Annotated in this window: 32 protein-coding genes; 26 read left to right on the top strand and 6 right to left on the bottom strand. The window is 69.2% G+C overall.

The features are described 5' to 3' along the window. Positions 1-24: 24 nt before the first annotated feature. The 9 genes from OG219_RS22470 (at position 25) to OG219_RS22435 (ending at position 5661) form a co-directional block, all read left to right on the top strand. Positions 25-876, top strand: a complete 852-nt coding sequence (locus OG219_RS22470) for a S9 family peptidase (protein WP_266829193.1) — start codon at positions 25-27, stop codon at positions 874-876. A gap of 43 nt (positions 877-919) precedes the next feature. Continuing rightward, positions 920-1174 carry a MoaD/ThiS family protein gene (locus OG219_RS22465; protein WP_266829191.1) on the top strand — a complete coding sequence of 85 codons (255 nt, stop codon included), beginning with the start codon at positions 920-922 and terminating at the stop codon, positions 1172-1174. A gap of 8 nt (positions 1175-1182) precedes the next feature. After that, on the top strand, positions 1183-2400 hold the full coding sequence (locus OG219_RS22460) for a hypothetical protein (protein WP_266829189.1): 1218 nt from the start codon (positions 1183-1185) through the stop codon (positions 2398-2400). Between the two features lie 140 nt (positions 2401-2540). After that, positions 2541-3284, top strand: coding sequence for a DUF2993 domain-containing protein (locus OG219_RS22455; protein WP_266829187.1), 744 nt, complete (start codon positions 2541-2543; stop codon positions 3282-3284). A 227-nt stretch (positions 3285-3511) separates the two neighbouring features. After that, on the top strand, positions 3512-3592 hold the full coding sequence (locus tag OG219_RS48265; protein ID WP_350310325.1) for a putative leader peptide: 81 nt from the start codon (positions 3512-3514) through the stop codon (positions 3590-3592). Positions 3593-3737: 145 nt separating this feature from the next. After that, positions 3738-4577, top strand: a complete 840-nt coding sequence (locus OG219_RS22450; RefSeq protein WP_266829186.1) for a sulfurtransferase — start codon at positions 3738-3740, stop codon at positions 4575-4577. A gap of 36 nt (positions 4578-4613) precedes the next feature. Beyond that, positions 4614-4901, top strand: a complete 288-nt coding sequence (locus OG219_RS22445) for a DUF1416 domain-containing protein (protein ID WP_054232391.1) — start codon at positions 4614-4616, stop codon at positions 4899-4901. An 87-nt stretch (positions 4902-4988) separates the two neighbouring features. Further along, positions 4989-5249 carry a DUF3099 domain-containing protein gene (locus OG219_RS22440; protein WP_266829184.1) on the top strand — a complete coding sequence of 87 codons (261 nt, stop codon included), beginning with the start codon at positions 4989-4991 and terminating at the stop codon, positions 5247-5249. Between the two features lie 28 nt (positions 5250-5277). Continuing rightward, positions 5278-5661 (top strand): VOC family protein, encoded by a 384-nt coding sequence (locus tag OG219_RS22435; RefSeq protein ID WP_266829182.1) that lies wholly within the window; start codon positions 5278-5280, stop codon positions 5659-5661. Here the strand turns inward: OG219_RS22435 and OG219_RS22430 are convergent. After that, positions 5655-6017, bottom strand: a complete 363-nt coding sequence (locus tag OG219_RS22430; RefSeq protein WP_266829180.1) for a DsrE family protein — start codon at positions 6015-6017, stop codon at positions 5655-5657. The genes OG219_RS22435 and OG219_RS22430 overlap by 7 nt on opposite strands. A 193-nt stretch (positions 6018-6210) precedes the next feature. Between OG219_RS22430 and OG219_RS22425 the strand changes: the two genes are divergently transcribed. From OG219_RS22425 to OG219_RS22395, 7 genes are all read left to right on the top strand, one after another. Continuing rightward, positions 6211-6945 (top strand): hypothetical protein, encoded by a 735-nt coding sequence (locus OG219_RS22425; protein WP_323183291.1) that lies wholly within the window; start codon positions 6211-6213, stop codon positions 6943-6945. Positions 6946-7007: 62 nt separating this feature from the next. Next, complete coding sequence (locus OG219_RS22420; RefSeq protein ID WP_323183353.1) at positions 7008-7793, top strand: hypothetical protein; 786 nt, start codon at positions 7008-7010, stop codon at positions 7791-7793. A 140-nt stretch (positions 7794-7933) separates the two neighbouring features. Beyond that, on the top strand, positions 7934-8749 hold the full coding sequence (locus tag OG219_RS22415; protein WP_266836185.1) for a hypothetical protein: 816 nt from the start codon (positions 7934-7936) through the stop codon (positions 8747-8749). 215 nt (positions 8750-8964) lie between these two features. Next, positions 8965-9540, top strand: a complete 576-nt coding sequence (locus OG219_RS22410; protein WP_266829178.1) for an FABP family protein — start codon at positions 8965-8967, stop codon at positions 9538-9540. 115 nt (positions 9541-9655) lie between these two features. Continuing rightward, positions 9656-10006 carry a response regulator transcription factor gene (locus tag OG219_RS22405; protein WP_266829176.1) on the top strand — a complete coding sequence of 117 codons (351 nt, stop codon included), beginning with the start codon at positions 9656-9658 and terminating at the stop codon, positions 10004-10006. A gap of 21 nt (positions 10007-10027) precedes the next feature. Next, positions 10028-10465 carry a Fur family transcriptional regulator gene (locus OG219_RS22400; RefSeq protein ID WP_266829174.1) on the top strand — a complete coding sequence of 146 codons (438 nt, stop codon included), beginning with the start codon at positions 10028-10030 and terminating at the stop codon, positions 10463-10465. Positions 10466-10474: 9 nt separating this feature from the next. Then, a complete protein-coding gene (locus OG219_RS22395; protein ID WP_266829172.1) occupies positions 10475-11440 on the top strand; it encodes a folate-binding protein YgfZ in 966 nt (321 codons plus the stop codon). On the opposite strand, the gene dtd is transcribed toward OG219_RS22395, so the two are convergent. Beyond that, on the bottom strand, positions 11437-11862 hold the full coding sequence (dtd, locus tag OG219_RS22390; RefSeq protein WP_266836184.1) for a D-aminoacyl-tRNA deacylase: 426 nt from the start codon (positions 11860-11862) through the stop codon (positions 11437-11439). The two genes, OG219_RS22395 and dtd, sit on opposite strands and share 4 nt — an antisense overlap. A gap of 228 nt (positions 11863-12090) precedes the next feature. Here dtd and OG219_RS22385 point away from each other — a divergent pair, with 228 nt between their 5' ends. The 3 genes from OG219_RS22385 (at position 12091) to OG219_RS22375 (ending at position 15318) form a co-directional block, all read left to right on the top strand. After that, positions 12091-12756, top strand: a complete 666-nt coding sequence (locus tag OG219_RS22385) for an AmfC protein (protein ID WP_266829170.1) — start codon at positions 12091-12093, stop codon at positions 12754-12756. Positions 12757-12883: 127 nt separating this feature from the next. Beyond that, positions 12884-13870, top strand: a complete 987-nt coding sequence (locus tag OG219_RS22380; protein WP_266829168.1) for an asparaginase — start codon at positions 12884-12886, stop codon at positions 13868-13870. Positions 13871-14055: 185 nt separating this feature from the next. Further along, positions 14056-15318: a GNAT family N-acetyltransferase gene (locus OG219_RS22375; protein WP_266829166.1), complete on the top strand. Its 1263-nt coding sequence runs from the start codon at positions 14056-14058 to the stop codon at positions 15316-15318. A 151-nt stretch (positions 15319-15469) separates the two neighbouring features. Here the strand turns inward: OG219_RS22375 and OG219_RS22370 are convergent, their stop codons facing one another. Continuing rightward, a complete protein-coding gene (locus OG219_RS22370; RefSeq protein ID WP_266829165.1) occupies positions 15470-15655 on the bottom strand; it encodes a hypothetical protein in 186 nt (61 codons plus the stop codon). A gap of 207 nt (positions 15656-15862) precedes the next feature. On the opposite strand from OG219_RS22370, the gene OG219_RS22365 reads away from it, so the two are divergent. Beyond that, positions 15863-16786 carry a winged helix-turn-helix domain-containing protein gene (locus OG219_RS22365; RefSeq protein ID WP_266829163.1) on the top strand — a complete coding sequence of 308 codons (924 nt, stop codon included), beginning with the start codon at positions 15863-15865 and terminating at the stop codon, positions 16784-16786. Positions 16787-16828: 42 nt separating this feature from the next. Here the strand turns inward: OG219_RS22365 and OG219_RS22360 are convergent, their stop codons facing one another. Beyond that, positions 16829-17017, bottom strand: a complete 189-nt coding sequence (locus OG219_RS22360) for a hypothetical protein (protein ID WP_266829161.1) — start codon at positions 17015-17017, stop codon at positions 16829-16831. Positions 17018-17187: 170 nt separating this feature from the next. Here OG219_RS22360 and OG219_RS22355 point away from each other — a divergent pair, with 170 nt between their 5' ends. Then, on the top strand, positions 17188-18069 hold the full coding sequence (locus OG219_RS22355) for a winged helix-turn-helix domain-containing protein (protein ID WP_266829159.1): 882 nt from the start codon (positions 17188-17190) through the stop codon (positions 18067-18069). A gap of 56 nt (positions 18070-18125) precedes the next feature. Continuing rightward, positions 18126-18833 carry an HAD family hydrolase gene (locus OG219_RS22350; RefSeq protein ID WP_266829157.1) on the top strand — a complete coding sequence of 236 codons (708 nt, stop codon included), beginning with the start codon at positions 18126-18128 and terminating at the stop codon, positions 18831-18833. Here OG219_RS22350 and OG219_RS22345 read toward each other — a convergent pair. Beyond that, the gene (locus OG219_RS22345; protein WP_266829155.1) at positions 18824-19006 is read right to left on the bottom strand and encodes a hypothetical protein; all 183 of its coding nucleotides are present in this window, start codon (positions 19004-19006) and stop codon (positions 18824-18826) included. The two genes, OG219_RS22350 and OG219_RS22345, sit on opposite strands and share 10 nt — an antisense overlap. A 174-nt stretch (positions 19007-19180) precedes the next feature. On the opposite strand from OG219_RS22345, the gene OG219_RS22340 reads away from it, so the two are divergent. The 3 genes from OG219_RS22340 (at position 19181) to OG219_RS22330 (ending at position 23350) form a co-directional block, all read left to right on the top strand. Then, the gene (locus OG219_RS22340; protein ID WP_266829153.1) at positions 19181-20050 is read left to right on the top strand and encodes a GntR family transcriptional regulator; all 870 of its coding nucleotides are present in this window, start codon (positions 19181-19183) and stop codon (positions 20048-20050) included. Positions 20051-20283: 233 nt separating this feature from the next. Continuing rightward, entirely contained in the window at positions 20284-22431 is a 2148-nt protein-coding gene (locus OG219_RS22335) for an aminoglycoside phosphotransferase family protein (RefSeq protein WP_266836183.1), read from the top strand. 193 nt (positions 22432-22624) lie between these two features. Beyond that, positions 22625-23350 (top strand): hypothetical protein, encoded by a 726-nt coding sequence (locus OG219_RS22330; protein ID WP_266829151.1) that lies wholly within the window; start codon positions 22625-22627, stop codon positions 23348-23350. A 34-nt stretch (positions 23351-23384) separates the two neighbouring features. Here OG219_RS22330 and OG219_RS22325 read toward each other — a convergent pair whose 3' ends face one another. After that, positions 23385-24356 carry a zinc-binding dehydrogenase gene (locus tag OG219_RS22325; protein ID WP_266829149.1) on the bottom strand — a complete coding sequence of 324 codons (972 nt, stop codon included), beginning with the start codon at positions 24354-24356 and terminating at the stop codon, positions 23385-23387. 101 nt (positions 24357-24457) lie between these two features. Between OG219_RS22325 and OG219_RS22320 the strand changes: the two genes are divergently transcribed. Then, on the top strand, positions 24458-25078 hold the full coding sequence (locus tag OG219_RS22320) for a TetR/AcrR family transcriptional regulator (RefSeq protein ID WP_266829147.1): 621 nt from the start codon (positions 24458-24460) through the stop codon (positions 25076-25078). Positions 25079-25119: the final 41 nt, after the last annotated feature.

Below are 25119 nucleotides of genomic sequence, written 5' to 3'. Positions count from 1 at the left end.
CCTCTGGCCGTCAGAATAGCCCACATGAGCTCAGGTCCGGCAGGTCAAGTCACGGGATCTTCCCTTCGTCCATCCCTTGAGACGACCCGGCGCACCCCTTTGCGGAGGTTTCTGCGCACGGTCGACGGGATCACGATCGATGCGGCGTACGACCCCGGAACGCGGCCATCCGGTGACTTGGCGATCGTCGTCGCGCACGGTTTCACGGGCGATCTGGACCGGCCGCACGTCCGCCGCGCGGCGGACGCGCTGGCCCGGAATGCGGCGGTCGTCACGTTCTCCTTCCGTGGCCACGGCAGATCCGGCGGCCGGTCCACCGTCGGCGACCGCGAGGTCCACGATCTGGCCGCCGTGGTCGCCTGGGCGCGGGAACTCGGGCACGAACGGGTGGTGACCGTCGGCTTCTCGATGGGCGGTTCCGTGGTGCTGCGGCACGCGGCGCTGTACGGAGCGGCGGGGCAGGAGCACGGGGGGCGCACGGAGGCGCGTACGGACGCGGTGGTTTCGGTGAGTGCACCGGCCCGCTGGTACTACCGGGGGACGGCCCCCATGCGGCGCGTGCACTGGCTGGTGACCCAGCCGATGGGCCGCGCCGTCACCCGCTGCTACCTGCACACCCGGATCCACGGCCGCGGCTGGGACCCGGTCCCCGCCTCCCCGGTCGAGTCCGTCCCCCTGATCGCGCCGACGCCGCTGCTGATCGTCCACGGGGACATCGACGGCTACTTCCCCGTGGACCACCCGCGGATGCTGGCCGCCGCCGCCGACGGGCACGCCGAACTGTGGCTGGAGCGGGGAATGGGTCACGCCGAGCACGCGGCCGACGACGAGCTCCTTGCCCGCATCGGGGAATGGGCCGCCACCCACGCGGGCTAGCCTGACCGTGTTCACAGCTACCACCGAATTGACGAGGAACGTGATGGCAAAGGGCACGGTGCGTTACTGGGCCGCGGCCAAGTCCGCCGCCGGCGTCGCCGAGGAGCCGTACGAGGCCGAGACCCTCGCCGAGGCGCTCGACGCGGCCCGCGAGCGACACCCCGGCGAACTCGTCCGCGTCCTGCAGCGATGCTCGTTCCTCATCGACGGTGACCCCGTGGGGACCCGCGGGCATGAGACGGTACGGCTGGCCGAGGGCGGCACGGTCGAGGTGCTCCCGCCGTTCGCAGGAGGGTGACCGAGACGATGAGCAACCAGCCGTATGAGCCCCCGTACGAGCCTTCGTACGACTCCCCGTACGAGGGGTACGACCCGTATCAGCAAGCCCAGCAGCCCCAGCACCCTCAGCAACCCGAGCAGCCCGCGCCGCAGCCCGAGTGGCAGCAGCACACGCAGCAGTGGGAGGGGCAGACCTGGGAGACACAGGCGCACGTCCCGGTGACCGCGGCGGACACGGCGTATCTGCCCCCGCAGGGGTACGGAACCGTAGGGCAACCTCTGCCGCCCGAGACGCCGGGGTACGGGTGGACGCCTGCTCCCGAGCCCTCTGCTCATGAGGCGCCCGGTGCCGCGGCCGGAGGGTGGGAGAGGGAGCCCGGCGCCGCGGGTTCCGCTGTGCCCACCCGTTCCGCCCCGAGCGGAACGCATGCCCACAGCGGAAGCGGCGGCCCTGACTACGGCCCCCCGACCATCACCGGCAACCCCCGAGTCACCGACGCCCAGCGCGCCCGTGCCGAGGGCCGGTCGCCGATCATCGAACCCGGGATCCAGCCCGCCGGGCTCACCGCGCTGCTCGGGCTGCTGCTCTCCGGTACGGCGGCGGTCGGGCAGTACGCCCTCGTCGTACCCCTCGTACTGCTGCAGGCCGTCACCGCGGCCGGATGGTTCCGGCTGAACGGGATGTGGCCGGCCCGGCAGGGCATCGCGCTGGCGTTCGCGGGCGCGCTGACGGCGGACGTGGCGCTGCTCGTGGCGGGCCGGGAGAACGCGCCCGCCGCGATCCTCGGCACCCTGGGCGTGTGGGTCCTGCTCACCCTGGTACTTCAGCTGCGCAGTCACGCCGACGCGGACACCCGTATGTCCGGGCTGATGGCGACCGTCGCCTCGGCGGCCCTGGCGATCGTCGCGACCGGGTTTCTGGCCGCCGAGCCGGACGCCGTGACGGTGGGCGCCGCGGCGGTCGCCGTGGCGGTTCTCGCCCGCGCGCTGCCGCTGCCCACGGCGGCCTCCGTGGTGGTGGCGCTGCTGGCCGCCACCGGCGCCGGGATCGCGGTCGGCGGGATGACGGACATCGGCACGCAGGGCGCCTTCATCGGCCTCGGCGCGGGTGTCTGCGCACTGGTCGGCCATCGCGTCGCCAGCTACGACTACCCGTCCCGCTTCGTCCACTTCACCGCGGGCGTCGCCCTTCCGCTGGCCGTCGCGGCCCCTGCCGTCTACCTGCTGGGGCGCGCCTTCGGCTGAGCCGCCGGGCGCCGGCCGATCGTCACAGGTGATCGACAACTGTCCTGAAGAGCCCCCGAATCGGGGGCTCTTCAGGGTTAGGCTCGCGCTGGACGGCCACTCAGGTCGTTGAGACCTGGCCGAGACGGGGACCCCCGAGCATGCGTGCACTGCGAATATTCCTGATCGTCGCCGTCATCCTGGGCGGCCTGTTCGTCATCGCGGACCGGGTGGCGGTCGGTTTCGCGGAGGACGAGGCGGCGGACCGGATCAGGACCACCGAGGGCCTGGCCAGCACCCCCGACGTGTCCATCGAGGGCTTCCCCTTCCTCACCCAGGTCGTCGGTGGCGAGTTCGACGACGTGAAGATCGGCATCAAGGACTACGAGGCGTCGACGACCGGCACGGGCGACGCCGTCAGCACCATCCGCATCGACGACCTCAACGCCGAGATGCACGGCGTGGTCTTCAGCGGCGACTACAGCTCCGCCACCGCGAACACCGCCACCGGCACCGCGACCATCTCCTACGCCGAGCTGCTGAAGGCCGCCCAGTCCGGGACCACGGACGTCACGGCCGGCGTCACCGCCGAGGTCGTCGGCCTCTCCGACGGCGGCAACGGCAAGATCAAGGTCTCCGTCGAGGCGACCGTCCTCGGCACCAAGCTGCCCCAGCCGGTCTCCGTGCTCAGCTCGGTCAGCGTCGACGGCGACACGGTGAAGGTGCACGCCGACTCGCTGCCGAACCTGGGCGTCGACCTCGCAGAGGACACGGTCCGCTCGGTCACCGACTTCGAGCAGAAGATCGACGAACTGCCCGGCGGCATCCAGCTCGACAAGGTCGAGGCGGCCGCGGACGGCGTCGACATCTCGGTGAAGGGTTCGGACATCAGGCTGGTCGGGTAGGAGGGTCCCGGGCTTCCCGGGCCTCCCGCGGGCGGATTACTCGTCCGAAGAGCGAGACGCTCCCGTCCGTCCAGCAGATGTGATGGCGGATACAACACGGGCACAGGGGCCCGAAAACCGTACGGACACGGCCCGGTCGATCCACTCATCCCATATCGCGGACGATCGCGTCTCAGCATCCGACACGCCGGTGACATGCCCGCCTGTCCGTCCCTACGATCGGACACATGAAGCGTCAGGCGGATCTCACGAAGCGGCGGGCAGTAGACCTGTGCCGCGTCGCCGCCATGCTCTGTCGCACCTTCTGAGCGGAAGCCTCGTTACTTCCGCGAGCCGGGCCCTTCGACCTCCTGCGTCGGGGCCACCCCTGCGCCGCACAGCCGCCAACGGCATGACCGCGCACCCCTCTCCACACGCACCGCCCCGCCGCAACTGCCCCGGAGGAGAACAAGCATGAGCCGCAGCGACGTCCTGGTAGACGCCGACTGGGTCCAGGACCACCTGGACGACACCAGCGTGGCCATCGTCGAGGTCGACGAGGACACGTCCGCCTACGAGAAGAACCACATCAAGAACGCCATCCGGATCGACTGGACCAAGGACCTCCAGGACCCGGTACGCCGTGACTTCATCGACCAGGAGGGCTTCGAGAAGCTCCTGTCGGCGAAGGGCATCGGCAACGACACCCTCGTCGTGCTCTACGGCGGCAACAACAACTGGTTCGCCTCGTACGCCTACTGGTACTTCAAGCTGTACGGCCACGAGAACGTGAAGCTTCTCGACGGCGGCCGCAAGAAGTGGGAGCTCGACTCCCGCGACCTGGTCGTCGAGGTGCCCGAGCGCGCCGCGACCGACTACAAGGCCAAGGCCCAGAACACCGCGATCCGCGCCTTCCGCGACGACGTCGTGGCGGCCATCGGCTCGCAGAACCTGGTCGACGTGCGGTCGCCCGACGAGTTCAGCGGCAAGCTGCTCGCGCCGGCCCACCTCCCGCAGGAGCAGTCGCAGCGTCCGGGTCACGTCCCGTCCGCGCGCAACATCCCGTGGTCGAAGAACGCCAACGACGACGGCACCTTCAAGTCGGACGACGAGCTCAAGGAGCTCTACGCCGAGGAGCAGGTCGACCTCGCCAAGGACACGATCGCGTACTGCCGCATCGGTGAGCGTTCCGCGCTCACCTGGTTCGTGCTGCACGAGCTGCTCGGTGTGGAGAACGTCAAGAACTACGACGGCTCCTGGACCGAGTACGGCTCCCTGGTCGGCGTCCCGATCGAGCTCGGCGCCAACAAGTAACCCTCGAAGTCAAGGCCTGAAGGACGGAAACGAAACATGTGTGGAGCGAAGGCCGGCGGCCCCGACGCCTCGACGATCAAGCCCGGTGAGACCACGATCCAGGGCCAGGTGACCCGCGACGGCGAGCCCGTCACCGGTTACGTACGCCTCCTGGACTCGACCGGCGAGTTCACCGCGGAGGTCCCCACCTCCGCGACGGGCCAGTTCCGCTTCTACGCGGCGGAGGGCACCTGGACCGTACGGGCCCTGGTCCCCGGAGGCACCGCGGACCGCACGGTCGTCGCCCAGACGGGCGGCCTCGCCGAGGTCGCCATCGCCGTCTGACGGCACCGAAACACCCACCGAAGCACGCTGAAGGGCCGCACCCCCTGGGGCGCGGCCCTTTGGCGTGCACGGGCCTACCCTGGACGTATGTACGCACGACGGCGTCACGTGTACTTCGCCATGATGGGGACGTGCATCGGGTTGTTCGTCCTGGCCTGGGCGGTCGTACGGCTCTGGTCGATTCCCGTGGCCGTGGGGATGTGTGTGGTGGCGATGGTGATCCCGCCGCTGGCCGCGATGGCGGCCAACCGGCGGGGACCCGACGACCGCTGGTGGGACGACCCCTCGGGTGATCCCAAGTCCGACGACTGGTGGGACGAGCTGGACGGGAAGAAGCGGCGGCAGTAGGAAGAGACCCGGCTGTAGGAAGGGACCCATGTCGCCCGTGAGGCTGTCCACCGTCGCGTTCGAGGCACCCGACGCGCATGCGCTCGCCGGGTTCTACATGCGGCTCCTCGGTTACGTGGTCCGCGCGGAAGAGCCCGACTGGATGCTGATCGGCCCGCCCGGGGGCGGCACCGCGCTCGCGTTCGAGACCTCGCACGGCTACGTCCCGCCGGTCTGGCCCGCCGGCCCCGGCGACCAGCGCATGATGCTCCACCTCGACATCGAGGTGGACGACCTGGCGGCGGAGACGGCCCGCGCCCTCGCCGAGGGCGCCAGGCTGTCCGACTACCAGCCGCAGGACGACGTACGGGTCCTTCTCGACCCGGCGGGGCATCCGTTCTGCCTGTGGGTGCAGACACAGACGCCTCAGTAGACGAGCGCCTGCGTCTCCTCCGCCATCGCCTCCTGCACGAACACCTGGGCGCCCGCGACGCGTACGCCCTTCAGGACGTCCTTCTCGGTGATCTCGCGCCGGGCCGCGCACTGCGTGCACAGGGTGACGCGGCCGGCCGCCAGAACCGAGTCGATCAGATCGGGCAGCGGCGCCGCGTGCGGCAGCTCGAACTCGGCGGCGCGGCCCGGCAGCGCGAACCACGCGGACTCACCGGTCAGCCACAGGGACACCTCGACACCGCTGGCCACGGCCACCGCCGCGACCGTGAACGCCTGCGAGCAGCGCTCGGGCGCATCGGCCCCTGCCGTCACCTTGATCACGAGCTTCTTCGCCATGCCCGAATCGTAGTCGGGCGGTAGTCCGAACCGTGATCAACTCCCGTGCAACCCAAAGTGCCGGCCATGAGTCTCCTGTGCGCGCGGATACGGAATCCGTGCTTCGCGTTCGTGGGGGGACGTTGTGGAAGTACCCGAAGTGCCCGAACTACCCGAAGAGCCTGGGATATCCGAGGTACCTGGGATATCCGAGGTGCCTGAAGTTGTGCCCGTTCCCGGGCGACGACGCCGACGCGGTCGTACGACCCTGTTGATCGCCACCGCCGCGGTGCTCGGGCTCGTCGCCGGCACCTGCGCCGGTTTCCTGATCCAGGCCGACCGCGAGCCCACCAAGTTGCCGTCGCTCTCGCAGCCGGTGCTTGCGCAGGCCAAGGGCGAGGGGCCCGAGCCCCTGTCGGCCGCGCAGGACCGCCAGGTGAAGACCGACGGCGACCTGCGCAAGCTGCTGCTGGCGAAGCCGAAGGGGGCGAAGGACGCCGACTGGCTCACCGGTGACGGCTGGATGGACATCGCCGAGTACGCGGACATGTTCGAGAAGCCGGACGGCGCGTTCGAGGAGCTGGTCGGCGAGGAGTTCCGGCGCGTCGCCGAGACCGGCTGGAGCGTGGGCGACACGTACACCGTCGACATCCGGCTCGTTCAGTACCGGCAGGAGGAGTTCCTCGCGGCCGCTGAGGCGGCCGACGGCGGCCACTACTGGGCGCAGGACAAGGACGACACCGACAGCTGGGTCATTCCCGGCACGCGTGACGGCATGGCGTACGTCCACAACGAGGCCGAGACGGATCCCGGCTACCTGCCGCTGTACGAGGCCGAGGCGCACGCCTACCGCGGTGACATCGCCGTGGAGATCTGGGTCTACGACACCAAGCCCATCTCCAAGAAGAAGATCATGGACCTGGCCGAGCGGCAGGTGGGACGGCTGTGAGCGAGCAGAGCGAGCAGATCGAGCAATCGGTAAACCCGGGGCCGGTGGGCGAGTTCGGCCCGGTGGAGCCCGTACCGGAGGTACTGGACTCCGCGCCCGAGACACCGCAACCCGCGCCCGGCAAGAAGCCCGTGCGCTGGGGCCGTATCGCCGCCGTCGCCGGTTCCGTGGTGCTGCTCGGTGCCGTTGTCGCGGGCGCCGGCTACACGGTCGTGACCGTCGGCGACGCCGACCGGGACGCGGGCGCGCCCACCTGGACCTTCCCGAAGGCCGCGAAGGACGACGCCAAGACGGCGAAGGCGGCCTCCGGACTGGCCTCGATGCTCGTGCCGTACGACACCGACGGCTGGACCCGGGGTCCGGACATCGCCGAGTACGGCTCCGACGCCTCGCTCAGCGGGGCCCAGGCCGCGGCCCTGCGCAAGCAGGCGCTGAGCGATCTGCCCCGTTCCGAGCGGCGGCAGCTGGAGAAGGAGATCGACAAGCAGCGCACCAAGGGCATGGCGATGCGCAGCTACGCCGACGGCGTCTCCGCCGTGAGCATCGTGCTGGCGCAGATGGAGGACAAGTCGGCGGTCCGGGGCATGTCGACGTTCCAGAACGAGTTCTTCGACGCCCTCGGCACCTCCCGCAAGGGACCGAAGATCGAGGGCTACAAGAACGCCGAGTGCTTCCTGCCGGACACGGACTCCGACGAGAAGCTCGACATGATGGTCTGCTCCGCCTACCAGGGTGACGTGCTGGTCAGCGCCACCGCGTACGGGGTCAAGCCACTGGACACCAAGGGAGTCGCCGCGCTGCTGCGCGAGCAGCTCGACCGCATCGCGGAGCCGGGGGAGGCGGTATGACGACCGAACAGAGTGAGCAGGCCGGGCAGGGCGAGCCGGCCGAGCCGCCGGTGCCGGTGCCGGTCGAGGATCAGGCGCCGGTCGCGGATCAGCCAGCGGTAGAGCCGCCGCCGGTGGAGGCGCAGGTTCTCCTGCCGCCCATGCCCGAGGCACCGCCCGCGATGGTCTTCGAGCCCGTCCCGCCGGTGAAGAAGGACCGCCGGGTCCTCCGTGCCGTCCTGCGGTGGACCGCCGCCGTCGTGGTCTTCGCGGCGGTCGGTACCTCGGCGGCGTACGGCATCACGCGGATGGAGCGCACCGACGTACCGGGTCTGGCGACCGAGCCGGACGGGCGCTGGGAGTACCCGACGATCAGCAAGCCGCCGCTGCCCTCCGGCAGCCCGGGGCCGTTCGCCGAGGCGAACGCGGCCGGCGCCCACTACGCCGACCTGCGAAAGCTCCTGCTCCCCGCCCCGAAGGACGCGAAGGCCGACACGGCGCTGAGCGGCGAGGACGGCTGGCTGCCGACGAAGACCTTCCTGGCGGAGTACGCCACTAAGCAGGAGGGGGAGGCCGTAGGGCAGCTGCTGACCGACTACGGGCTGCGGCACATCGCGGCGCGCGGCTGGACGACGCCGGACGGCACGCACACGCGGATCTACCTGCTGCAGTTCGGCACCGCGGCTGTGGCAGACGAGCTGCTTACCACCGAGCTCATCAGCTACAACTCCCCGGTGTACGCGGCGCGCGGCACCGAACTGGTCACCGCGTTCACGGGGTTCGCGGAGGACGCCCAGGTCCCCGACGTCACGCGCTACCCGTTCGTGGAGACCAAGCCGTACGGCACCGAACAGGTCCGTCAGGCCTACCTCTCGGCGGCGGACACCATCGCCGTGGTCCTGCAGTCCCGCAAGGGCACCGCGAAGGCCGTCCCGTTCCAGCAGACGGTGGTCCTGCAGAGCCAGCTGCTCGACTGAGCCCGGACCTGAGAGAGAAGGCCGGGCCCCAGCCGTCTAAGCTGGGGCCCGGCCCTGTACCGCCTTCACCGTGTCACCCGAGGAGCACCCCGTGCTTGAGGCATTCTTCGAAGCCCTGCTGGCCCTGGTCTGTGTCGGCGTTCTCGCCTTCGCCGGGCTGACCGTGAAGAAGCTGTACCAGGGCCAGCGCTGACCACCACGAAGAAAAGCTGCTCATGATCGAGATCCCGTCCGACCTGCACAAGGACCTGCTCCCCATTGCCTTCCTGCTGGGCACATGGGCCGGCGCGGGCGTCCACGACTTCCCCGGCTCCGAGAAGTGCAACTTCGGGCAGGAGGTCACCTTCACCCACGACGGGCGGGACTTCCTGGAGTACCACTCGCACACCTGGGTCCTCGACGCCGACGGGAACAAGGTCAGGCCCCTGGAGACCGAGTCCGGCTTCTGGCGGATCGACGCCGACCGCAAGGTCGAGGTCGTCATGACCCGCGACGACGGTGTCGTGGAGATCTGGTACGGCGACCTGGCCGCCAAGCAGCCGCAGATCGACCTGGTCACGGACGCCGTGGCGCGCACCGCCGCTTCGGGTCCGTACACCGGTGGCAAGCGGCTCTACGGGTACGTGAAGAGCGACCTCATGTGGGTCGGCGAGAAGCAGACCCCCGAGGTCGAGCTCCGCCCCTACATGTCCGGGCACCTGAAGAAGGTCGTCACCCCGGAGGACGTCCAGCGCTGGGCCAAGGCCCTCCCGGACGACATGCCGGACGACGGCATCGCGTTCTTCAAGTAGGCACTCGCCCGGGGCCTTCCCGTAGGCACTCGCCCGGGGCCCGGCTTCGGGTGGTCTTAGGCAGCGCACAGAGGAACTTCAGGCTGTTCTGATCGGGGCGGGTCACTCTGCTGGAGTGACCGGCCCCACAGCTGTTTCCCGCGGTACCCACGGCGCTCCCGGCGCCCCCAGTGCCAAGGTGCTCGTCGTCGACGACGAGCACGCCGTCCGCGAGCTGCTCGCGGAAACGTTCCGCCTGGCCGGCTTCGACGTCACCGCCGTCGCCAGCGGCGTCGCCGCGCTGAACACCGCGTACGCCGAGCCCCCCGACCTCGTCGTCCTCGACATCCGCCTCCCGGACTTCGACAGCCTGGAGGTCGCCCGCATCCTGCGCGACGACGGCCGCGACGTCCCGGTGGTCTTCCTGCCGAAGCCCTTCGTCCTGGAGAACATCGTCACGCGCGTACGACAGATCCTGACCGTCTAGCCACGGGCCTACACTGGGCGCGTGGTAAGCACCGACTGGAAGAGCGATCTGCGGCAGCGCGGTTACCGGCTGACTCCGCAGCGGCAGCTTGTGCTCGAAGCGGTGGACACGCTGGAGCACGCCACCCCGGACGACATCCTGGTCGAAGTGCGCAGAACGGCGTCGGGTGTGAACATCTCGACGGTCTACCGGACGCTGGAGCTCCTCGAAGAGCTCGGTCTGGTCAGCCACGCGCACCTCGGGCACGGCGCCCCGACGTACCACCTGGCCGACCGGCACCACCACATCCACCTGGTGTGCCGGGAGTGCAAGAACGTGATCGAGGCCGACACCTCGGTCGCCGCCGAGTTCACCGCGAAGCTCCGCGCGACGTTCGGCTTCGAGACCGACATGAAGCACTTCGCGATCTTCGGCCTCTGCAAGGACTGCTCGCTCAAGAATTCAAGTACCAAGTCGTAGGCTATGCATATGAAGAGCCCTCTGCTGTCCCTGCCCGGCGCCGTCTCCGCCGAGGGCGTGGACGAAGGCGTCGCCGCCCACTACGGAGACCTGTTCCGCGAACAGCGTGCCCTCGCCGACGGTTCCGGCTTCGTGGACCTCTCGCACCGCGGCGTCGTCACCGTCACCGGGGGCGACCGGCTCACCTGGCTGCACCTGCTGCTCACCCAGCATGTGACGGACCTCCCGGCGGGCCTCGCCACCGAAGCGCTGATCCTCACCGCGCACGGCCACATCGAGCACGCGCTGTACCTCGTCGACGACGGCACCACGACCTGGGCCCATGTGGAACCCGGCAGCCAGGACGCGCTGATCGCGTACCTGGAGTCGATGAAGTTCTTCTACCGGGTCGAAGTCGCCGACCGGACGGACGAGTTCGCGGTCGTGCACCTGCCGGCCGGTTCCATCGCCGAGGTCCCGGAGGGTGTCGTCGTACGCGAGACGCCGTACGGCCGTGATCTCTTCCTGCCGCGTACGGAACTGGAGTCGTACGCCGCCAAGAGTGGTCCGGCGGCCGGGCTGCTCGCGTACGAGGCGCTGCGCGTCGAGAGCCACCGGCCGCGCATCGGCTTCGAGACCGACCACCGCACCATCCCGCACGAGCTGGGCTGGATCGGCAGCGCGGTCCATCTGCAGAAGGGCTGCTACCGGGGCCAGGAGACCGTGGCCCGCGTGCAGAACCTGGGGAAGCCCCCGCGCCGCCTCGTCTTCCTCCACCTCGACGGCAGCGAGGTCCATCTCCCGCCGCACGGCACGGAGTTGCGCCGCGCGGACGAGGGCCCCGACGGCCGGAAGATCGGCGTCATCACCACCTCTGTACGCCACCACGAGCTGGGCCCGATCGCCCTGGCGGTCATCAAGCGGAACGTGCCGCTGGACGCGCCGCTGCTCGCGGACACGACGGCGGCGGCGCAAGAAGTCGTGGTCGAGCCCTAGATTTCGACGAGGACTGTGAACGGGCCGTCGTTCGTCAGTGAGACGCGCATCTTCGCGCCGAACCTGCCCGTCGCCACCGTCGCGCCCAGGGAACGGAGTTGGGCGACGACCTCGTCGACCAGCGGCTCCGCGACGTCGCCGGGGGCGGCCGCGTTCCAGGTGGGGCGGCGGCCCTTGCGGGCGTCGCCGTACAGCGTGAACTGGCTGATGACCAGCAGCGGCGCGTCGATGTCCGAGCAGGACCGCTCCTCGCTCAGCATGCGGACCGACCAGAGTTTGCGGGCGAGTTGGGCCGCCTTCTCCTTGGTGTCCTCGTGCGTGACCCCGACGAGGACGCACAGCCCCTCGCCGCTGATCTCGCCGACCGTCTCGCCCTCGACGACGACGCTCGCGCCGTCCACTCTCTGCACCACCGCACGCATACGGACCATCATGCCGTGCGCGCGGACGGGCATCGGGTGCGAGCCCTTCGTGTGATTTCTTAGGGTCGCCAAACCCCCATCTGGGGCCGATCGGGGGCACTCGGTCACATAGCGACCACTGAGGGTGGCACCATGCGGGGTGTTGCGGTGCATTCATAGGCGCATCCATGGCGCATCCATGGCGCATTCTGGGATGGACCGCGCCGGTCGAGGGGACGGTAGAGGCACATGAGCACACCGAGTAGTGGGCAGCCGCCCGGGGTCGTGTCACTGACCCGTACGAGCCCGCGGGCGGCGCGGACAGGGCGGACGGTGGGGATGGCGGCCAGGCCGCCGGTCCAGCGCATCGACAGTCCGCCGACCCCCGAGGACCCGCGGCACGACTTGGCCGCGCTGCGGCTGCCCGAACTGCGCGTGCTGCGCCGGGACGCCCAGCGGGACGAGGCCGACCTCAGCTATGTGCGGCGGCTGCTCCAGGGGCGCATCGACATCCTGCGGGCCGAGCTGGCGCGCCGCGGGGGACTGCGGGCGCCGGTCGCGGGGCAGCCACGGGTCGTCGGTTCCGGGGAGCTGTCGGTCATCGAGCGGCTCTCGGAGATTCTCACGGACGCGCCCGCCCGGCACCGTTCCTCGGCCCGCCATGTGACGGTGGGCACGCCGCACGGCGAGGAGTACCGGCGGCTGGCCTCGGACATGCTCTCCGAGGTGGAACTGTCGGACCTCGACGCCCGTACGGACGAAGAGCTGGCTGCGGGAATGGGACGGCTCGTACGGTACGAGCAGCAGGTCTCCCGGCGGCGCCAGCAGCTCCAGCGCACGGCGGACGACTGCAGCGCCGAGATCGCCCGCAGGTACCGTGAGGGCGAAGCGCAAGTCGATGACCTGCTCATGTGACGGGCCTGCTCATGTGACCGACCCGTTCGTGTGACGGGCCTGATCGTGTGACGTGGCGCCCCGGCGATCCCGGGGGCGTCGCGGTACGGCTGCCCGGGCGGGTCCCCGTCACGGAAGGCCACCGCCCATGTCCGCCGCCCGCCCTGAAGTCCCCGTGCCGCCTGCCATACCCCTTGCACCCCCTGTCCTCGCCGAGGTCGTACGCTCCGGCTTCGTCGAGGGCCGCCACCGGGGCAGCCTGGTCCTGCTGGCCGCGGACGGGTCGGTCGAGCTGGCGCTCGGCGATCCGGCGGTGCCGGTGTTCCCGCGATCGTCGAACAAGCCCATGCAGGCGGCGGGCGTACTGCGGGCCGGGCTCGACCTCTCCGGAGAGCGCCTCGCCCTCGCCGCCGCGAGCCACTCCGGAGAGATCTTCCACCGCGACCTCGTACGGAAGATGCTGGGCGAGCACGGGCTGACCGCCGCGCAGCTCCAGTGCCCGCCGGACCTCCCGCTGGACCGGGCAGAGGCCGAGACCTACCTCGCCGCGGGCGCCGTACGCGACCGGGTCACCATGAACTGCTCGGGCAAGCACACGGCGATGCTGGCGGTGTGCGCGCAGCGGGGCTGGCCGCTCGACTCGTACCTGGACCCCGGGCACCCGCTCCAGCAGCAGATCCACTCCGTGGTCGAGGAGGCGTCCGGGGAGTCCGTCGCCGCGGTGGGTACGGACGGCTGCGGGGCGCCGCTTCTCGCGATCACCCTGACCGGCCTGGCCCGCGCCTTCCGCTCCTTCGTCCTCGCACCCCCCGGCTCCGCGGAACGCCGCGTCGCCGACGCCATGCGCGCCCACCCCGAGTACGTCGCCGGCACCCGCCGTCCCGACACCTGGCTGATGCGCGAGGTCCCGGGCGCCCTCTCCAAGATGGGCGCGGAGGCCGTCCAGGCGGTCGCCCTCCCGGACGGGCGGGCGCTCGCGTTCAAGGTCGAGGACGGCGGGGGGCGGGCGCTGGGGCCGGTGCTGGCGAGGGCGTTGGGGTTGCTGGGGGTGGACTCGCCGGTGGTGGAGCGGATCGGGCGGGTGGCGTTGAGGGGTGGGGGGAGGGAGGTGGGGGAGGTGCGGGCGGCGTTTTGAGGGAGGGGGTTGCCCTTTCAGCCCCGGCCGGGGGAGATCTTTCAGCCCGTCCGGCGTTTGAGGACGAGCGCGTCAGCGCGACAGGGGGGTCTGGGGGCGCAGCCCCCAGGAACGGGACGGGCAGGGGGCGGAGGGGGCGAAAAAATCCCCGCGACACCCCACCGTCGTACACCTAGCGTGTTCCCATGACCCACCGCGACGCCATCGACGCCATCGACGTACGAGCGATCACCGACGCCGAGATACCCGACTGGATCCGCGCGCTGAACACCGGCTTCCTGCGCTCCCCCGCGGTGACGGAGACCGAGATCGCGGACCGCGGTTCGTACATCATCCCGGAGCGAACCCTCGCCGCGTTCGACGCGGGCCGCTGCGTCGCGACCTTCAGATCGTTCCCGCAGGAGCTCACCACGGTGGGCGGAACCCCCGTCCCGGCAGACGCGATCACGAACGTGACCGTCACCGCCACACACCGCCGCCGAGGCCTCCTCACCCGCATGATGGCGAGGGACCTCGCGGCGGCCAAGGAGCGGGGCGACGTGGTGGCGACGCTGATCGCCGCCGAGTACCCGATCTACGGCCGGTACGGCTTCGGCCCCGCCACCACCGCCGCCGAGTGGACCATCGAGGTACCGAGGACAGGCCTCGACCCCCGCTGGTCGGGCCCGGCCGACGGCGCCCGTATCGACCTCGTGGACGGCGAGGACGTACGCAAGATCGGCCCCGAACTGCACGAACGGCTCAGGCGCACCCAGCCGGGCACGGTCAGCCGCGACGAGCGCTGGTGGCAGGTCAACACCGGTGTGCTGAGCCTGGACCGCGCACCGTGGACGGAGCCGTTCTACGCCGTGTACCGCTCGGCGGCCGGCGAGGTCGAGGGCCTCGTCTCGTACGAGTCGGACGACACCTGGCGCCACAAGCAGCCGCAGGACACGGCGGACGTGAACTGGCTGATCGCGGTGACACCGGCGGCGGAACGCGCCCTGTGGCAGTACCTCTGCTCGATCGACTGGATCACCAAGGTCAAGACGGGCTGGCGGTCCCCCGACGACCTGCTGCAGCACTTCCTGCCCGACCCGCGCGCGGCCAGGATCACCACGCAGGCGGACTGGCTGTGGGTGCGGATCCTGGATGTCGTACGGGCTCTGGAGGCGCGTACGTACGGCGGTACGGGGGCGTTGGTGCTGGAGGTGACCGACCGGGACGGGCTGTCCGCAGGGCGGTACCGGCTGGACGCGGGGCCGGACGGGGCGTCCTGCGCGCCGACCACGCTGGACGCCGAACTGACGCTGGAGGTCGGCGAGTTGGCGAGGCTGTGGCTCGGGGACGAGTCGGCGGTACGGCTCGCGGCGCTGGGGCGGGTCCGGGAAGAACGAGCGGGCGCCGCCTCCGTGGCCGACGCCCTGCTGCGCACGTCCAGGCGACCGTGGTGCCCGGACATCTTCTGAACCAGTGCGGCCGGTGCTCCTTCCGTGCCGGTGAGTGCCGTTGATCCGTAGCTGTAGCTATTCAGTTGTGGGTGGTGCTGACTGACCGGGCTCCCGGCTCCCCTCCAGGGGGGAGCCCGGTCAGCCGGACTGTCCGGACGGTGGCGCCCGATCAGCCGGACTGGGCGAGCAGCATCACGATGATCACAGCTCCGATGCCGCTGAGCATGTTGTTCTTGGCCTTGATGCCGACGGTCAGCGCGACGAACGCGATGATGCCCATCGGCCCGTACTTCCACTGGATGAGCTGTTCGAATCCGATGGCGAGGGCGGCGACGACGATGGCGATGAGCGGCATGACGGTCCCTCCTTGGGGACGGGGCGAGCGGACCCCCGCTGGGAACCGTCCACCTGGTCGACAGTTGCGACCCTGGCGGCCAACACCCGGGAAGTTTGACCATGTTGCTCAAGTTGGTGACCAACTCAATGGTAGTTATCTCCGCGTTGGGTCGACTCATAACCACCTATCAGGTAACTGCCCAAAGATGGCGGGAAGTTGTAGGGTTTGGTCGTGGACCAGGAACTCGCCGCCGTCAATGGGCGGAACAGGTCACCACGGCCACTGACGTCACACCGCGAGGTGGCCGACGAGCTGCGCAGCCGGATCAGGTCCGGTCAGCTGCGGGCCGGACAGCGCATGCCCACGCAGGCCAAGCTGGCGGACGAGTTCGGCGTCGAGCGCGGGGCCGTACGGCAGGCGCTGCGCATCCTGCAGTCGGAGCGTCTGCTCGTCAACGTGTCCAAGGGGAGCCCGGCGACGGTGGCGGACGACCTGGGCAGGGCTCTGACCGGTCCCGAAGCCCCGCCGCAGCCCACCACGGTGGCGCTCGGCGCGAGGATAACGGAGGCCTTCGCGGCCTCTCATGTGGAGATCGACGCGCTGTGCCTGACCTCGATCTCACTCACCCTCGCCATGAGCGAGCCGCTCCGTCAGATCCACGCCGAGCGAATAAAACCGGCCAGGATCGATGTCCGCGTACTGCTCCCCAGTGGCGACATCCCCCTCGCCTTCCCGGCTCCGGTGGAGGCGACGGCCGAGGGCCAGCCCCCCGACGGCCGGCTCCAGCGCAACTGGCTGGCCAACCGCAACGCCCAGGGCCAGGTGCTCCGCCACAACCTGCTCGCGCTGCGCGCCACGCACGGCATCGAGGTCAACGTCACCTTCCGCGCGCTGCCCTTCACGCCTCCCGTGAAGCTGTACCTGCTCAACGGGTCCGAGGCGCTCTTCGCGTACTACACCCTCACCAAGCGCGAGGAGGAGATCGACCACGTGCACCTGGAGATGTACGACGTCCAGGGCACCCAGTCCATGCTGTTCCCCTTCATGCAGGGGGCCGGGCTGCGGGACACGACCTTCGTCGAACAGTCCCACCTGTGGTTCAACGCGCTGTGGGAGACCATCAGTTCCGAGCTGGTGCTCACGAGCTGAGGTCTCCCTGGCGGGGGTGTGCGGGGTTGGGATTCACGCGGGTCAGAGGGCGGGGCCCGCGACCATGAGGGCGAGGACGACCGCCCCGATGGAGTAGCAGGTGGGGCTCTTCGCCTTGATCCCGATGCTGAGCAGCAGGAGTCCTACGATGCCCGAGGGGCCGTAGTGCCATTGGACGAGCTGCTCGAAGCCGACGACGAAGACGGCTGAGAGGAGGGCGATGACGGGCATGGTGGTTCCTCCTGCTTCTGAGAGAGGCGGGCCGGTTGGGAGGAGGGGAGGCAAAACTTCCGCCAACTTGACCAAGTTGGCAACCAACTATGCTTAAGTTGTCCCCACTTGGCTGGTACTCATAAACAACTTTCAAACAACTCCCCATAGATGGATGGGAGTTGTAGCGTTTGGTCGTGACCCAGGAGAACGTGGCAGTGAACGGCAGCAGAAACTTCTCGTCCCAGGAGATCGCCGACGCCCTGCGGGACCGCATCCGTGCCGGTGACCTCAAGGCGGGCGACCGCCTGCCCACCCAGGCGGAACTGGCGGAGGAGTTCGGCGTCGAGCGCGGCACCGTCCGCCAGGCCCTCAGCTCCCTGCAGAGCGACGGGCTCCTCAGCAACACCGGCCGGGGCAGCCCGCCGCGGATCGCCGAGGTGCCGGCCGTCCGCGACGAACCCCAGACGACGATGGTGGGCCTGGCGCCGCGCCTCGCCGAAGCGTTCGCGGCCCCGCACGTCCGCATAGACGCGGCCTGCCTCACCGCGGAGACCCTGATGCTGGCCCTCGGCGAACCGGTCCGCCTGATCCACGAGGGCGTCATCCTCCCGAAGTCGATCGACGTCCGGATCCTGCTGCCCTCCCGGGAAATCACCCTGGCGTTCCCGGTCCCCGTGGAGGGCCGCACCGACGACGACGCGGTCCACAAGCGCTGGCTCGCCCAGCGCAACGCCCAGGGACACGTCCTGCGCCACAACCTCCAGTCACTGCGCTCCTCCCACGGCATCGACGTCCGCGTGACCTTCCGCGCACTTCCGTTCACGCCGCCGGTGAAGCTGTACCTGCTCAACGGGTCGGAGGCGCTGATCGCGTACTACATGATCACCAGACGCGAGGAGACGGTGGACAGCGGAGGAGTGCTGGACATGTACGACGCGGTCGGCTCCTCGTCGCTCCTCTTCTCCTTCGAGAAGCCGACCGGCCATCGGGACGCCTCGTTCGTCGAGGAATCCCAGAAGTGGTTCGACGCCCTCTGGGAAACCATCACCACTGACCTGACACTCTCCTAGTGACTCCTGATACGACGCAGCCTGATACGACACGGACCGAACCGGTGAACGAACCGGTGACAGCAGAGACAGAGAACCTGCGGGAAGTGATCGAGCGTGCCCGCTTCGTGCTCTTCGACTTCGACGGGCCGATCTGCCGGCTGTTCGCGGGGCATCTAGCGGAGAACGTGGCGAAGGACCTGGTGGAGTGGCTCGAACACCAGGGACTGCGGGGGCTGCTGACCGAGGAGGAGCAGGTCCACCCCGACCCGATGGTTGTCCTGTACGCCGTCCACCGGCGCCACCCGCACAGCGATCTGGTGACCGAATTGGAGGAGCGGCTCACCCAGCAGGAGTTCAAAGCGGTGTCCTCCGCCTGGCCCACCCCGTACGCGGATCCGCTGATACGGACCTGGAGTGCCGTCGGCGCGCGGCTGGCGATCGCGACCAACAACTCGGCGCGCACCGCGTTCAGTTACCTCGCCAGCCGTGATCTCACCGACTGCTTCGCCCCCAACATCTACGGCCGCACCGAGGACCTGCACCAGCTCAAACCGGACCCGCACTGCCTCAATCGAGCCCTGAACGCCCTGGGTGCCGCCCCGTCGGCCGCCCTCATGATCGGCGACGCCCCCACGGACTTCGTCGCCGCCCAGCGGGCCGGAGTTCCGTTCCTCGGCTACGCGCGTAACGGGTACAAAGAGAAACTGCTGCGGGACGCGGGAGCCAAGGATGTCGTCGGGTCGCTGGAGCCGGTCTTGCGGGTGCTCCGGGGTCAGGCCTGAGACATCAGGATGATGAAGACCACCGCCGCTCCTGCCGCGAAGGACGAGCGGCCGTTCCGTATGCCTATGAAGATCAGAGACAGCAGGAGTGCACACGCCAATATGATCTTGTCTTGGGTTGCCAGCGCCAGGATGAACTTAGCGACCAACCATGCCACTTCCCGCTGAGCCATGCTTCCCACCTGTCCCTTCAACTTTCAGTGAACCGATCAACTAGCCGTCCAGTTGGACTGGTTGCTCGAATTTGGGTTTCCCGGCTTCTGTGATCCCTTAACGGACCTTCCAGTTGGACCGGTGGTTTGGCTGAAAGCGGTTTGATCGCGGGCTGGCGGCGGTACGGTCGGTATGTGGATGGAGTGCGGGCCAGCGACGGTGGCGGCAGAGAGGTTTCGCGTGTCTTGGAGACGCTCTGGGACCGCATGGCCGACGGCACCTATCCGTTGGGAAGCCAACTGCCGGCGCAACGGGAGCTCGCAGAGGAGTTCGGCGTTTCCCGGGACACGGTGCAGCGGGCTCTGAAGGAACTGGTTGGCGGTGGCTGGATCGAGTCCCGGCAGGGCAGCGGATCGCGTGTGATCAAGACGCAGCGCGTACAGTCCTTGGTGTCCAGGAACCCTCGATCGGCCCGCACTGCACTGAGGCCGATCATCAGCAGTGCCTTCGAGCAGCCCGAAGTCACCCTCGATGTCTACACGCTGACGTCCGAGACACTGGAAATCCACATCCGGCTGCAGGCGGAGCGGATCCGTGCAGGGGAGATCGCACCGCAGCGGATCGCCGCGCGCATGCTGCTGCCCTCCGAAGGGCTGGACTTTCCCTTTCCACGGGCCAAGGACGACCCGGGTGATCCACGGCTGCGGGACCGGCTGCTTGCCATCACCCGGAGGCACACGTCCTCGCTACGGTACGTACTAGAGGCACTGAAGGTCGAAGGCCTGGTGCCGTCCATCGACCTGGAGATACGTCACGTACCCCTGGTGCCGCCCTGCAAGCTCTATCTCCTCAATGGCACCGAAGCGCTGCAGGGCTTCTATGAGGTGATTGAGCGTCGCATCGCGCTGGGAGGCGGCGAAGAGATCGTGGCACTCGATGTGCTGGGCCTCGGCGCCACCCTCACGCACTACGCCCAGGACGACGATCCGGACTCCACCGGGTCAGTTTTCGTCGCCAGTAGCCAGGCGTGGTTCGACTCGGTGTGGAATCTGCTCGCTACATGAGGGCAATTCCAGCAATGGACTGTCGCGCGCACCTTTGAGTCCTAGCCTGCGTTTACCTCATTGAGACCGGTCCAACACGCCAGAAGCCTTCAGTGACGCTAGGGTTTGCGCAACCTCAGTTACAGGAGTGGCCCGTGGGAGCACCTCCGGTTCCCAGGCGTGGCTTCTGGGAGCGGTGTGCCGTCGATGGCGCCTACGACGAGTTCGTGGGACAGGCGAAGCAGCTCGGAGTAATGAGCGGCGGCCATCACAACCGTAACTATGTGCTGCCTCTGACTGAGGCGATGGCGCGTCGCGTGGGGCGGGAGCCGGGCCCGAATGTGACGGTGCGGATCCGTAGGCCCGAAGCCCTGCCGGTGGTCATCAGGACCTGGGAACACGAAGACGAGATCCTCGCCGCCGTCGGGGGCGTCCTGCCGCATGTGCCGGAATGTCTCGCCCGACGCCTCGGCTCGGCCGTGCACAGCTACGTGGAGGGCGTTCCGCTCTCCACGGTCTGCCCCAACGGCAAGCCCGTCGACGGTCTGCTGATTGGGGCTCTGGCCGGGCTGCTCGCACAGATGTCACAAGTACGCAGGGAGGCCTTACCTCCGCTACCCGACGGCTGGCCGTCCAACGAAAAGGACAGCCAGGCTTTTCTGCAGACGCTGGCGCATCTCGCCGACCGTCAAATCCGTCAGCCCAATTGGGCCAGCTTCGGTGGGCTGTTCGCCGCGTTGGGAATCCCCGAGGACGCCCTGACCCGGCTGGCCGAGAGAGTCCCCCCGATGGCCCGTCGCCCGTACAGCCTCCTCCACGCGGACCTCCACCGGGACAACGTGATCGTCACCTACCGCGGAGAGCCGCCCCTGATCTGCGTGGACTGGGAGCTTGCGACGTATGGCGACCCGCTGCACGACCTTGCCACGCACCTTGTCCGGATGCGGTATCCGGACTACCAGTGGGGCGAAGTGGTCGAAGCGTGGGCGGCGGCCATCCAGGACACCAGACCGGCGGCGGCGAACGGCCTGGCACGGGATCTGCGCCACTACGTGGCCTTCGAGCGTGCCCAGTCCGTCTATCCGGACGTGATGCGTGCGGCGAAGTCGCTGGAGGACTCGCTCGACCAGAAGAGCCTGGACCAGGCGACAGCCTCGGTGAGCAGCGCCATCAGAGCTGCGGCCGAACCGCTCAGACTCGCCCACGTTCCGGACGAAGCCGACGTCGAGCGGGTGCTCATCCGGTGGCAGGCATCTCGGCACGATGGGCGGGCCGGCGTCAGCAGAGCGGTCACCACCCTTGCCTGGAGGCCGGATGAACGGCTTCCGGAACACCCGGACTTCCCCCGCTCGGCCGTACGCCACGCCCTGATCGCCGAGGGGGCGGCGCCTGCCGACCGGGTGTTCAAGGGAACCGCCCACCTCAACTCGGTCGTGCGTGTGCCGGGTGTCGGCTTTCCCGTAGTGGTGCGGCGCAAGATGGCATCGGTCTGTCGCCGCGAACGTGGCTATCTGAGCGAGCACGCCGTCCTGAAGGTCATTCAGGAGTCCGGGGTCGCGGTGACGGCACCCAGGGTGCTCGCGCTGGGCGAGAGTCACACCAGGGACCCGTTTGCCATCCACACGTATGTCGGTCCGCAAGACGGTGTTCAGCCCCCCAACCACCCGGTGAACGGTCTGCTGCCTCATGAAGCGGACAAGCTGGTGGACCAACTCTGCGCTCTGACGCGGGTCGACTACGGTCCGCTGGACCCGACGGCGCAGGACTTGTTCGGGGAGGGGGATTTTTACGAGTGGCTGAGCACTCAACTGGTCCTGCTTGTAGAGGGGTTGCCGAAGGAGTCGCAGCAACTGGCCCGAGTACTGGGACTGCCCGGCGCGCGTCGGCTGCAAGAGATCCTGTCCCGGCATCAGGTGACCGTGCGCGAGCCTGCTCTGCTGCACGGCGACCTGAACCCGTGGAACCTCGTGCGCCGCGACGATTCCTTCGCCCTGACCATCATTGACTGGGAAATGGCGATGGTCGGCGACCCTCTGTACGACCTGGTCCGGCACATGCATCTCACTCCGACACGGCCTGAGATCCGCGATCGGATGTTCGGCCGTTGGGAGAACATGCTGCCCAGTACGCACACCAAGCACTGGAAGCAGGACTGGATCGTCTATCGGTGGATCGAGGTCGTCCGTTCCTCCTATGTCGACCTCGACCGCTTGGTCACCGGCGCCAGCCTCGACGCCCCCAACGTGCGCAGGGCCGTGGACTCGTACGCGATGACCCTGGAGGCGGCCAGAGCGGCGCTCGGCCTTCCCGGCCGCTCGACGGCGAACCCCTATCTTGCCCGCGCATTGCGGCACGGCGACCATGGCACCACACGACGGGCCGGGTACTCAGCAGGCATGTGACGCTTCGATGGGTGGCTCTGCCCGGTGAGGGGGCCGCATGTCCAGGGTGGGGAACAGTCAGGCCGACGGCGGTGTCGGTGCACGCTTGAAGCGGTACCAAGCACGATTTGAGCCTGTCGCGACGCGGGTTCTGCTTCTCGGGATCTTCCTCAGCGGGCTGACGGCGCAGTTCGTCAAGCCGGTTGGAGACGCGTTGGAGGACAAGGCATTCCTCGGCGGTGCGCTGCTCAGCCTGGTGGGCTATGTGTTGTACGACGCGGTGAAGGATCTTGCCCGGTCGGTCTCGGTACCGACTCGCGCCCTGGTGAATTCGCGCCAGCTGGGCAGCTACGTCAGCGAGGCGTTCCGGTCCCGGAAGGTCGAGATCAGCTTTCTCGGCTACACCGGCGAGACCCTTTACAACGAGCTCTATCACCGGCTGGAGGGTCTGCTCGACGACCCGGGGCTGACCAGGCGGGTATCGGTGAGGATGCTGGTGCCCGACTTCGCTCAGCCCATGACCGTCCCCTCCAGGGTCGGCGGAAGCGGCGAACCCGTGGACGACCCCGACTTCCGCAAGCGTCAGGAGCGGATGTGCAGCGACTATGACGACGTGCTGTCGGGCCTGGCGGCGCAGATAACTGGCAACGGTCGGGTGACCGTCGTATGCGAGTACCGCTCCTACCCCGGCATCCCGCGGGACAAGATCTGCATTTTCAACAGGAGGCAGGTGCTGCACGGGCTCTACAACGTCGCCACCCGGATGCGGTGGCAGGAGCAGGAGTTCTACGACCCCAAGGGCTACAGCACCGATCTCAACGTCTGGTCCCGGGAGGGCTCGGCTTCCGTCGAGGAGGCGGTCACCATGTGGACCAAGCACTTCGATGACCTGTGGAACCTTGCGGCGGTGCCGTCCTGGCGTCGGCCGGCCGCTATCTGACTGTCGGTTCGTCCTTCGGTACCTGATCTCGAACTCACACCCCCAACACCACCTTCCCCACCACCCCCCGCCCCTCCACAGCCGCATGCGCCTCCCCCGCCCGCTCCAGCGGAAACACCTCACCGATCACCGGCCGCAGCCGCCCCGCAGCAGCCTCCGCGAGCGCGGCGGCCGTGAAGCGGCGCAGGTCGGCGGGGCCGAACTGGACGTCCCCGATGCCGAAGAGGCGGATGCCGCGGCCGGCGGCCTCCGCCGGGTCGATGGGGGAGAAGCCGCCCGACGGGGCGCCGTGGGCCGAGAAGCGGCCGTCGTCGGCCGTCAACGGGAAGGCGGTGGTGCCGAGTTGGCCGCCCACGCCGTCCAGGACGACATCGGCGGCCGGGGTGGAGCCGCCGAGGGCGTGCCGGGCGGCCGAGGGCCAGTCGGTGTCGGTGGCGTCGACGGCCGCGTCCGCGCCCAGCTCCTGTACCAGGGCGAGTTTCGCCGCGCCCCGGGCCATGCCCACCACGCGTGCCCCGCGCGCGTGGGCCAGTTGGACCAGCAGCGTGCCCATGCCTCCGGAGGCGCCGAGGACGAGGACGCGGTCGGTGGGGCCGACGCCGGTCAGTTCGAGGAGGCCCATGGCGGTGAGGCCGTCGTGGACCAGGGCCGCGGCAGGGAGGAGGCCGAGGGAGTCCGGTACGACGGTGAGGGCCGAGGTCGCGGCTACGGCCCGCTCCGCGTAGCTGCCGGTCACGAAGGCGGTGACCCGACGGCCCAGCCACTCGTCGGCGACGTCCGCGCCGAGGGAGGTGACGACACCCGAGACGCCGCCCCCGGGGACGTACGGCGGTGTCACCGGGAAGAAGTCCCGGCCCCAGCCGCCTCTGATCTGGGTCTCTACGAAGATCGTGTCCGCGTAAGCGACATCGATCAACACCTCGCCGGGTCCCGGAACCGGGTCCGGGATCTCCACCGGAAGGAGAACCTCGGGCCCGCCGAACGCCTTCACCTGTGCCGCACGCATCGGTCACCTCATCGCAAGCAGAAGAGCTGTCGCCGCGCAGTCTTCGGCCTCAAGCCTGGTTGAGGTCAAGGGGCGGCCGGCGTCGTGCGTAGGCTCGGGGCATGGGTGAGATCGGGCTCCGGGAGCGCAAGAAGCAGCGGATGTACCAGGCCGTGTCCGACATCGCGATCGGGCTCTTCCTGGAGAAGGGGTTCGACGTCGTGTCCGTCGCCGAGGTGGCGGCCGCCGCCGAGATCTCCAAGCCGACCCTCTTCCGGTACTTCCCGGCCAAGGAGGATCTGGTCCTGCACCGCTTCGCCGATCACGAGACGGAGGCCGCGCGGGTCGTCGCCGGGCGGGCGGAGGGGCAGTCGGCGACGGACGCTCTGCTGGAGCACTTCCTGGACGGCCTGCGCCGCGACGACCCCGTCACCGGGCTCAACGACCACCCGAACGTCCTCGCCTTCCACCGGCTGCTCTACGGGACGCCGTCGCTTGCGGCACGGATGTCCGCGTACGTCGAGCGCTCCGAGGCCGCGCTCGCCGAGGCGCTGGGTGGCGACCTCGACGCCCGGCTCGCCGCCGGTCAGATCGTCGCCGTACAGCGCATCCTCGCCCTGGAGAACTGGCGGCGGATCGCGGAGGGGGAGCCGGTGGCGGAGGTGCGGCCGGATGCCGTGGCGGCGGCCCGGCGCGCGTTCGGGAGGTTGGCGGCCGGGTCGGCCAGCACCCCACCTAGCTAGCGTTACCTGGTAAAAAATGTTACTCGGTTACGTCATTCCGC

Origin of the sequence: Streptomyces sp. NBC_00038 (assembly GCF_026343635.1) — a bacterium.
Taxonomy (GTDB): domain Bacteria; phylum Actinomycetota; class Actinomycetes; order Streptomycetales; family Streptomycetaceae; genus Streptomyces.
Note: the sequence above shows the minus strand (reverse complement) of the source record. Positions and strands in the feature narration are given on the sequence as shown.

What these genes read in the sequence shown, in the direction of transcription:
- OG219_RS22470 (WP_266829193.1), top strand. Translation starts at nt 25, where the DNA reads ATGAGCTCAGGTCCGGCAGGTCAAGTCACGGGATCTTCCCTTCGTCCA.
- OG219_RS22465 (WP_266829191.1), top strand. Translation starts at nt 920, where the DNA reads ATGGCAAAGGGCACGGTGCGTTACTGGGCCGCGGCCAAGTCCGCCGCC.
- OG219_RS22460 (WP_266829189.1), top strand. Translation starts at nt 1,183, where the DNA reads ATGAGCAACCAGCCGTATGAGCCCCCGTACGAGCCTTCGTACGACTCC.
- OG219_RS22455 (WP_266829187.1), top strand. Translation starts at nt 2,541, where the DNA reads ATGCGTGCACTGCGAATATTCCTGATCGTCGCCGTCATCCTGGGCGGC.
- OG219_RS48265 (WP_350310325.1), top strand. Translation starts at nt 3,512, where the DNA reads ATGAAGCGTCAGGCGGATCTCACGAAGCGGCGGGCAGTAGACCTGTGC.
- OG219_RS22450 (WP_266829186.1), top strand. Translation starts at nt 3,738, where the DNA reads ATGAGCCGCAGCGACGTCCTGGTAGACGCCGACTGGGTCCAGGACCAC.
- OG219_RS22445 (WP_054232391.1), top strand. Translation starts at nt 4,614, where the DNA reads ATGTGTGGAGCGAAGGCCGGCGGCCCCGACGCCTCGACGATCAAGCCC.
- OG219_RS22440 (WP_266829184.1), top strand. Translation starts at nt 4,989, where the DNA reads ATGTACGCACGACGGCGTCACGTGTACTTCGCCATGATGGGGACGTGC.
- OG219_RS22435 (WP_266829182.1), top strand. Translation starts at nt 5,278, where the DNA reads ATGTCGCCCGTGAGGCTGTCCACCGTCGCGTTCGAGGCACCCGACGCG.
- OG219_RS22430 (WP_266829180.1), bottom strand. Translation starts at nt 6,017, where the DNA reads ATGGCGAAGAAGCTCGTGATCAAGGTGACGGCAGGGGCCGATGCGCCC.
- OG219_RS22415 (WP_266836185.1), top strand. Translation starts at nt 7,934, where the DNA reads ATGCCCGAGGCACCGCCCGCGATGGTCTTCGAGCCCGTCCCGCCGGTG.
- OG219_RS22410 (WP_266829178.1), top strand. Translation starts at nt 8,965, where the DNA reads ATGATCGAGATCCCGTCCGACCTGCACAAGGACCTGCTCCCCATTGCC.
- OG219_RS22395 (WP_266829172.1), top strand. Translation starts at nt 10,475, where the DNA reads ATGAAGAGCCCTCTGCTGTCCCTGCCCGGCGCCGTCTCCGCCGAGGGC.
- dtd (WP_266836184.1), bottom strand. Translation starts at nt 11,862, where the DNA reads ATGCGTGCGGTGGTGCAGAGAGTGGACGGCGCGAGCGTCGTCGTCGAG.
- OG219_RS22385 (WP_266829170.1), top strand. Translation starts at nt 12,091, where the DNA reads ATGAGCACACCGAGTAGTGGGCAGCCGCCCGGGGTCGTGTCACTGACC.
- OG219_RS22380 (WP_266829168.1), top strand. Translation starts at nt 12,884, where the DNA reads ATGTCCGCCGCCCGCCCTGAAGTCCCCGTGCCGCCTGCCATACCCCTT.
- OG219_RS22375 (WP_266829166.1), top strand. Translation starts at nt 14,056, where the DNA reads ATGACCCACCGCGACGCCATCGACGCCATCGACGTACGAGCGATCACC.
- OG219_RS22370 (WP_266829165.1), bottom strand. Translation starts at nt 15,655, where the DNA reads ATGCCGCTCATCGCCATCGTCGTCGCCGCCCTCGCCATCGGATTCGAA.
- OG219_RS22360 (WP_266829161.1), bottom strand. Translation starts at nt 17,017, where the DNA reads ATGCCCGTCATCGCCCTCCTCTCAGCCGTCTTCGTCGTCGGCTTCGAG.
- OG219_RS22345 (WP_266829155.1), bottom strand. Translation starts at nt 19,006, where the DNA reads ATGGCTCAGCGGGAAGTGGCATGGTTGGTCGCTAAGTTCATCCTGGCG.
- OG219_RS22335 (WP_266836183.1), top strand. Translation starts at nt 20,284, where the DNA reads ATGAGCGGCGGCCATCACAACCGTAACTATGTGCTGCCTCTGACTGAG.
- OG219_RS22325 (WP_266829149.1), bottom strand. Translation starts at nt 24,356, where the DNA reads ATGCGTGCGGCACAGGTGAAGGCGTTCGGCGGGCCCGAGGTTCTCCTT.
- OG219_RS22320 (WP_266829147.1), top strand. Translation starts at nt 24,458, where the DNA reads ATGGGTGAGATCGGGCTCCGGGAGCGCAAGAAGCAGCGGATGTACCAG.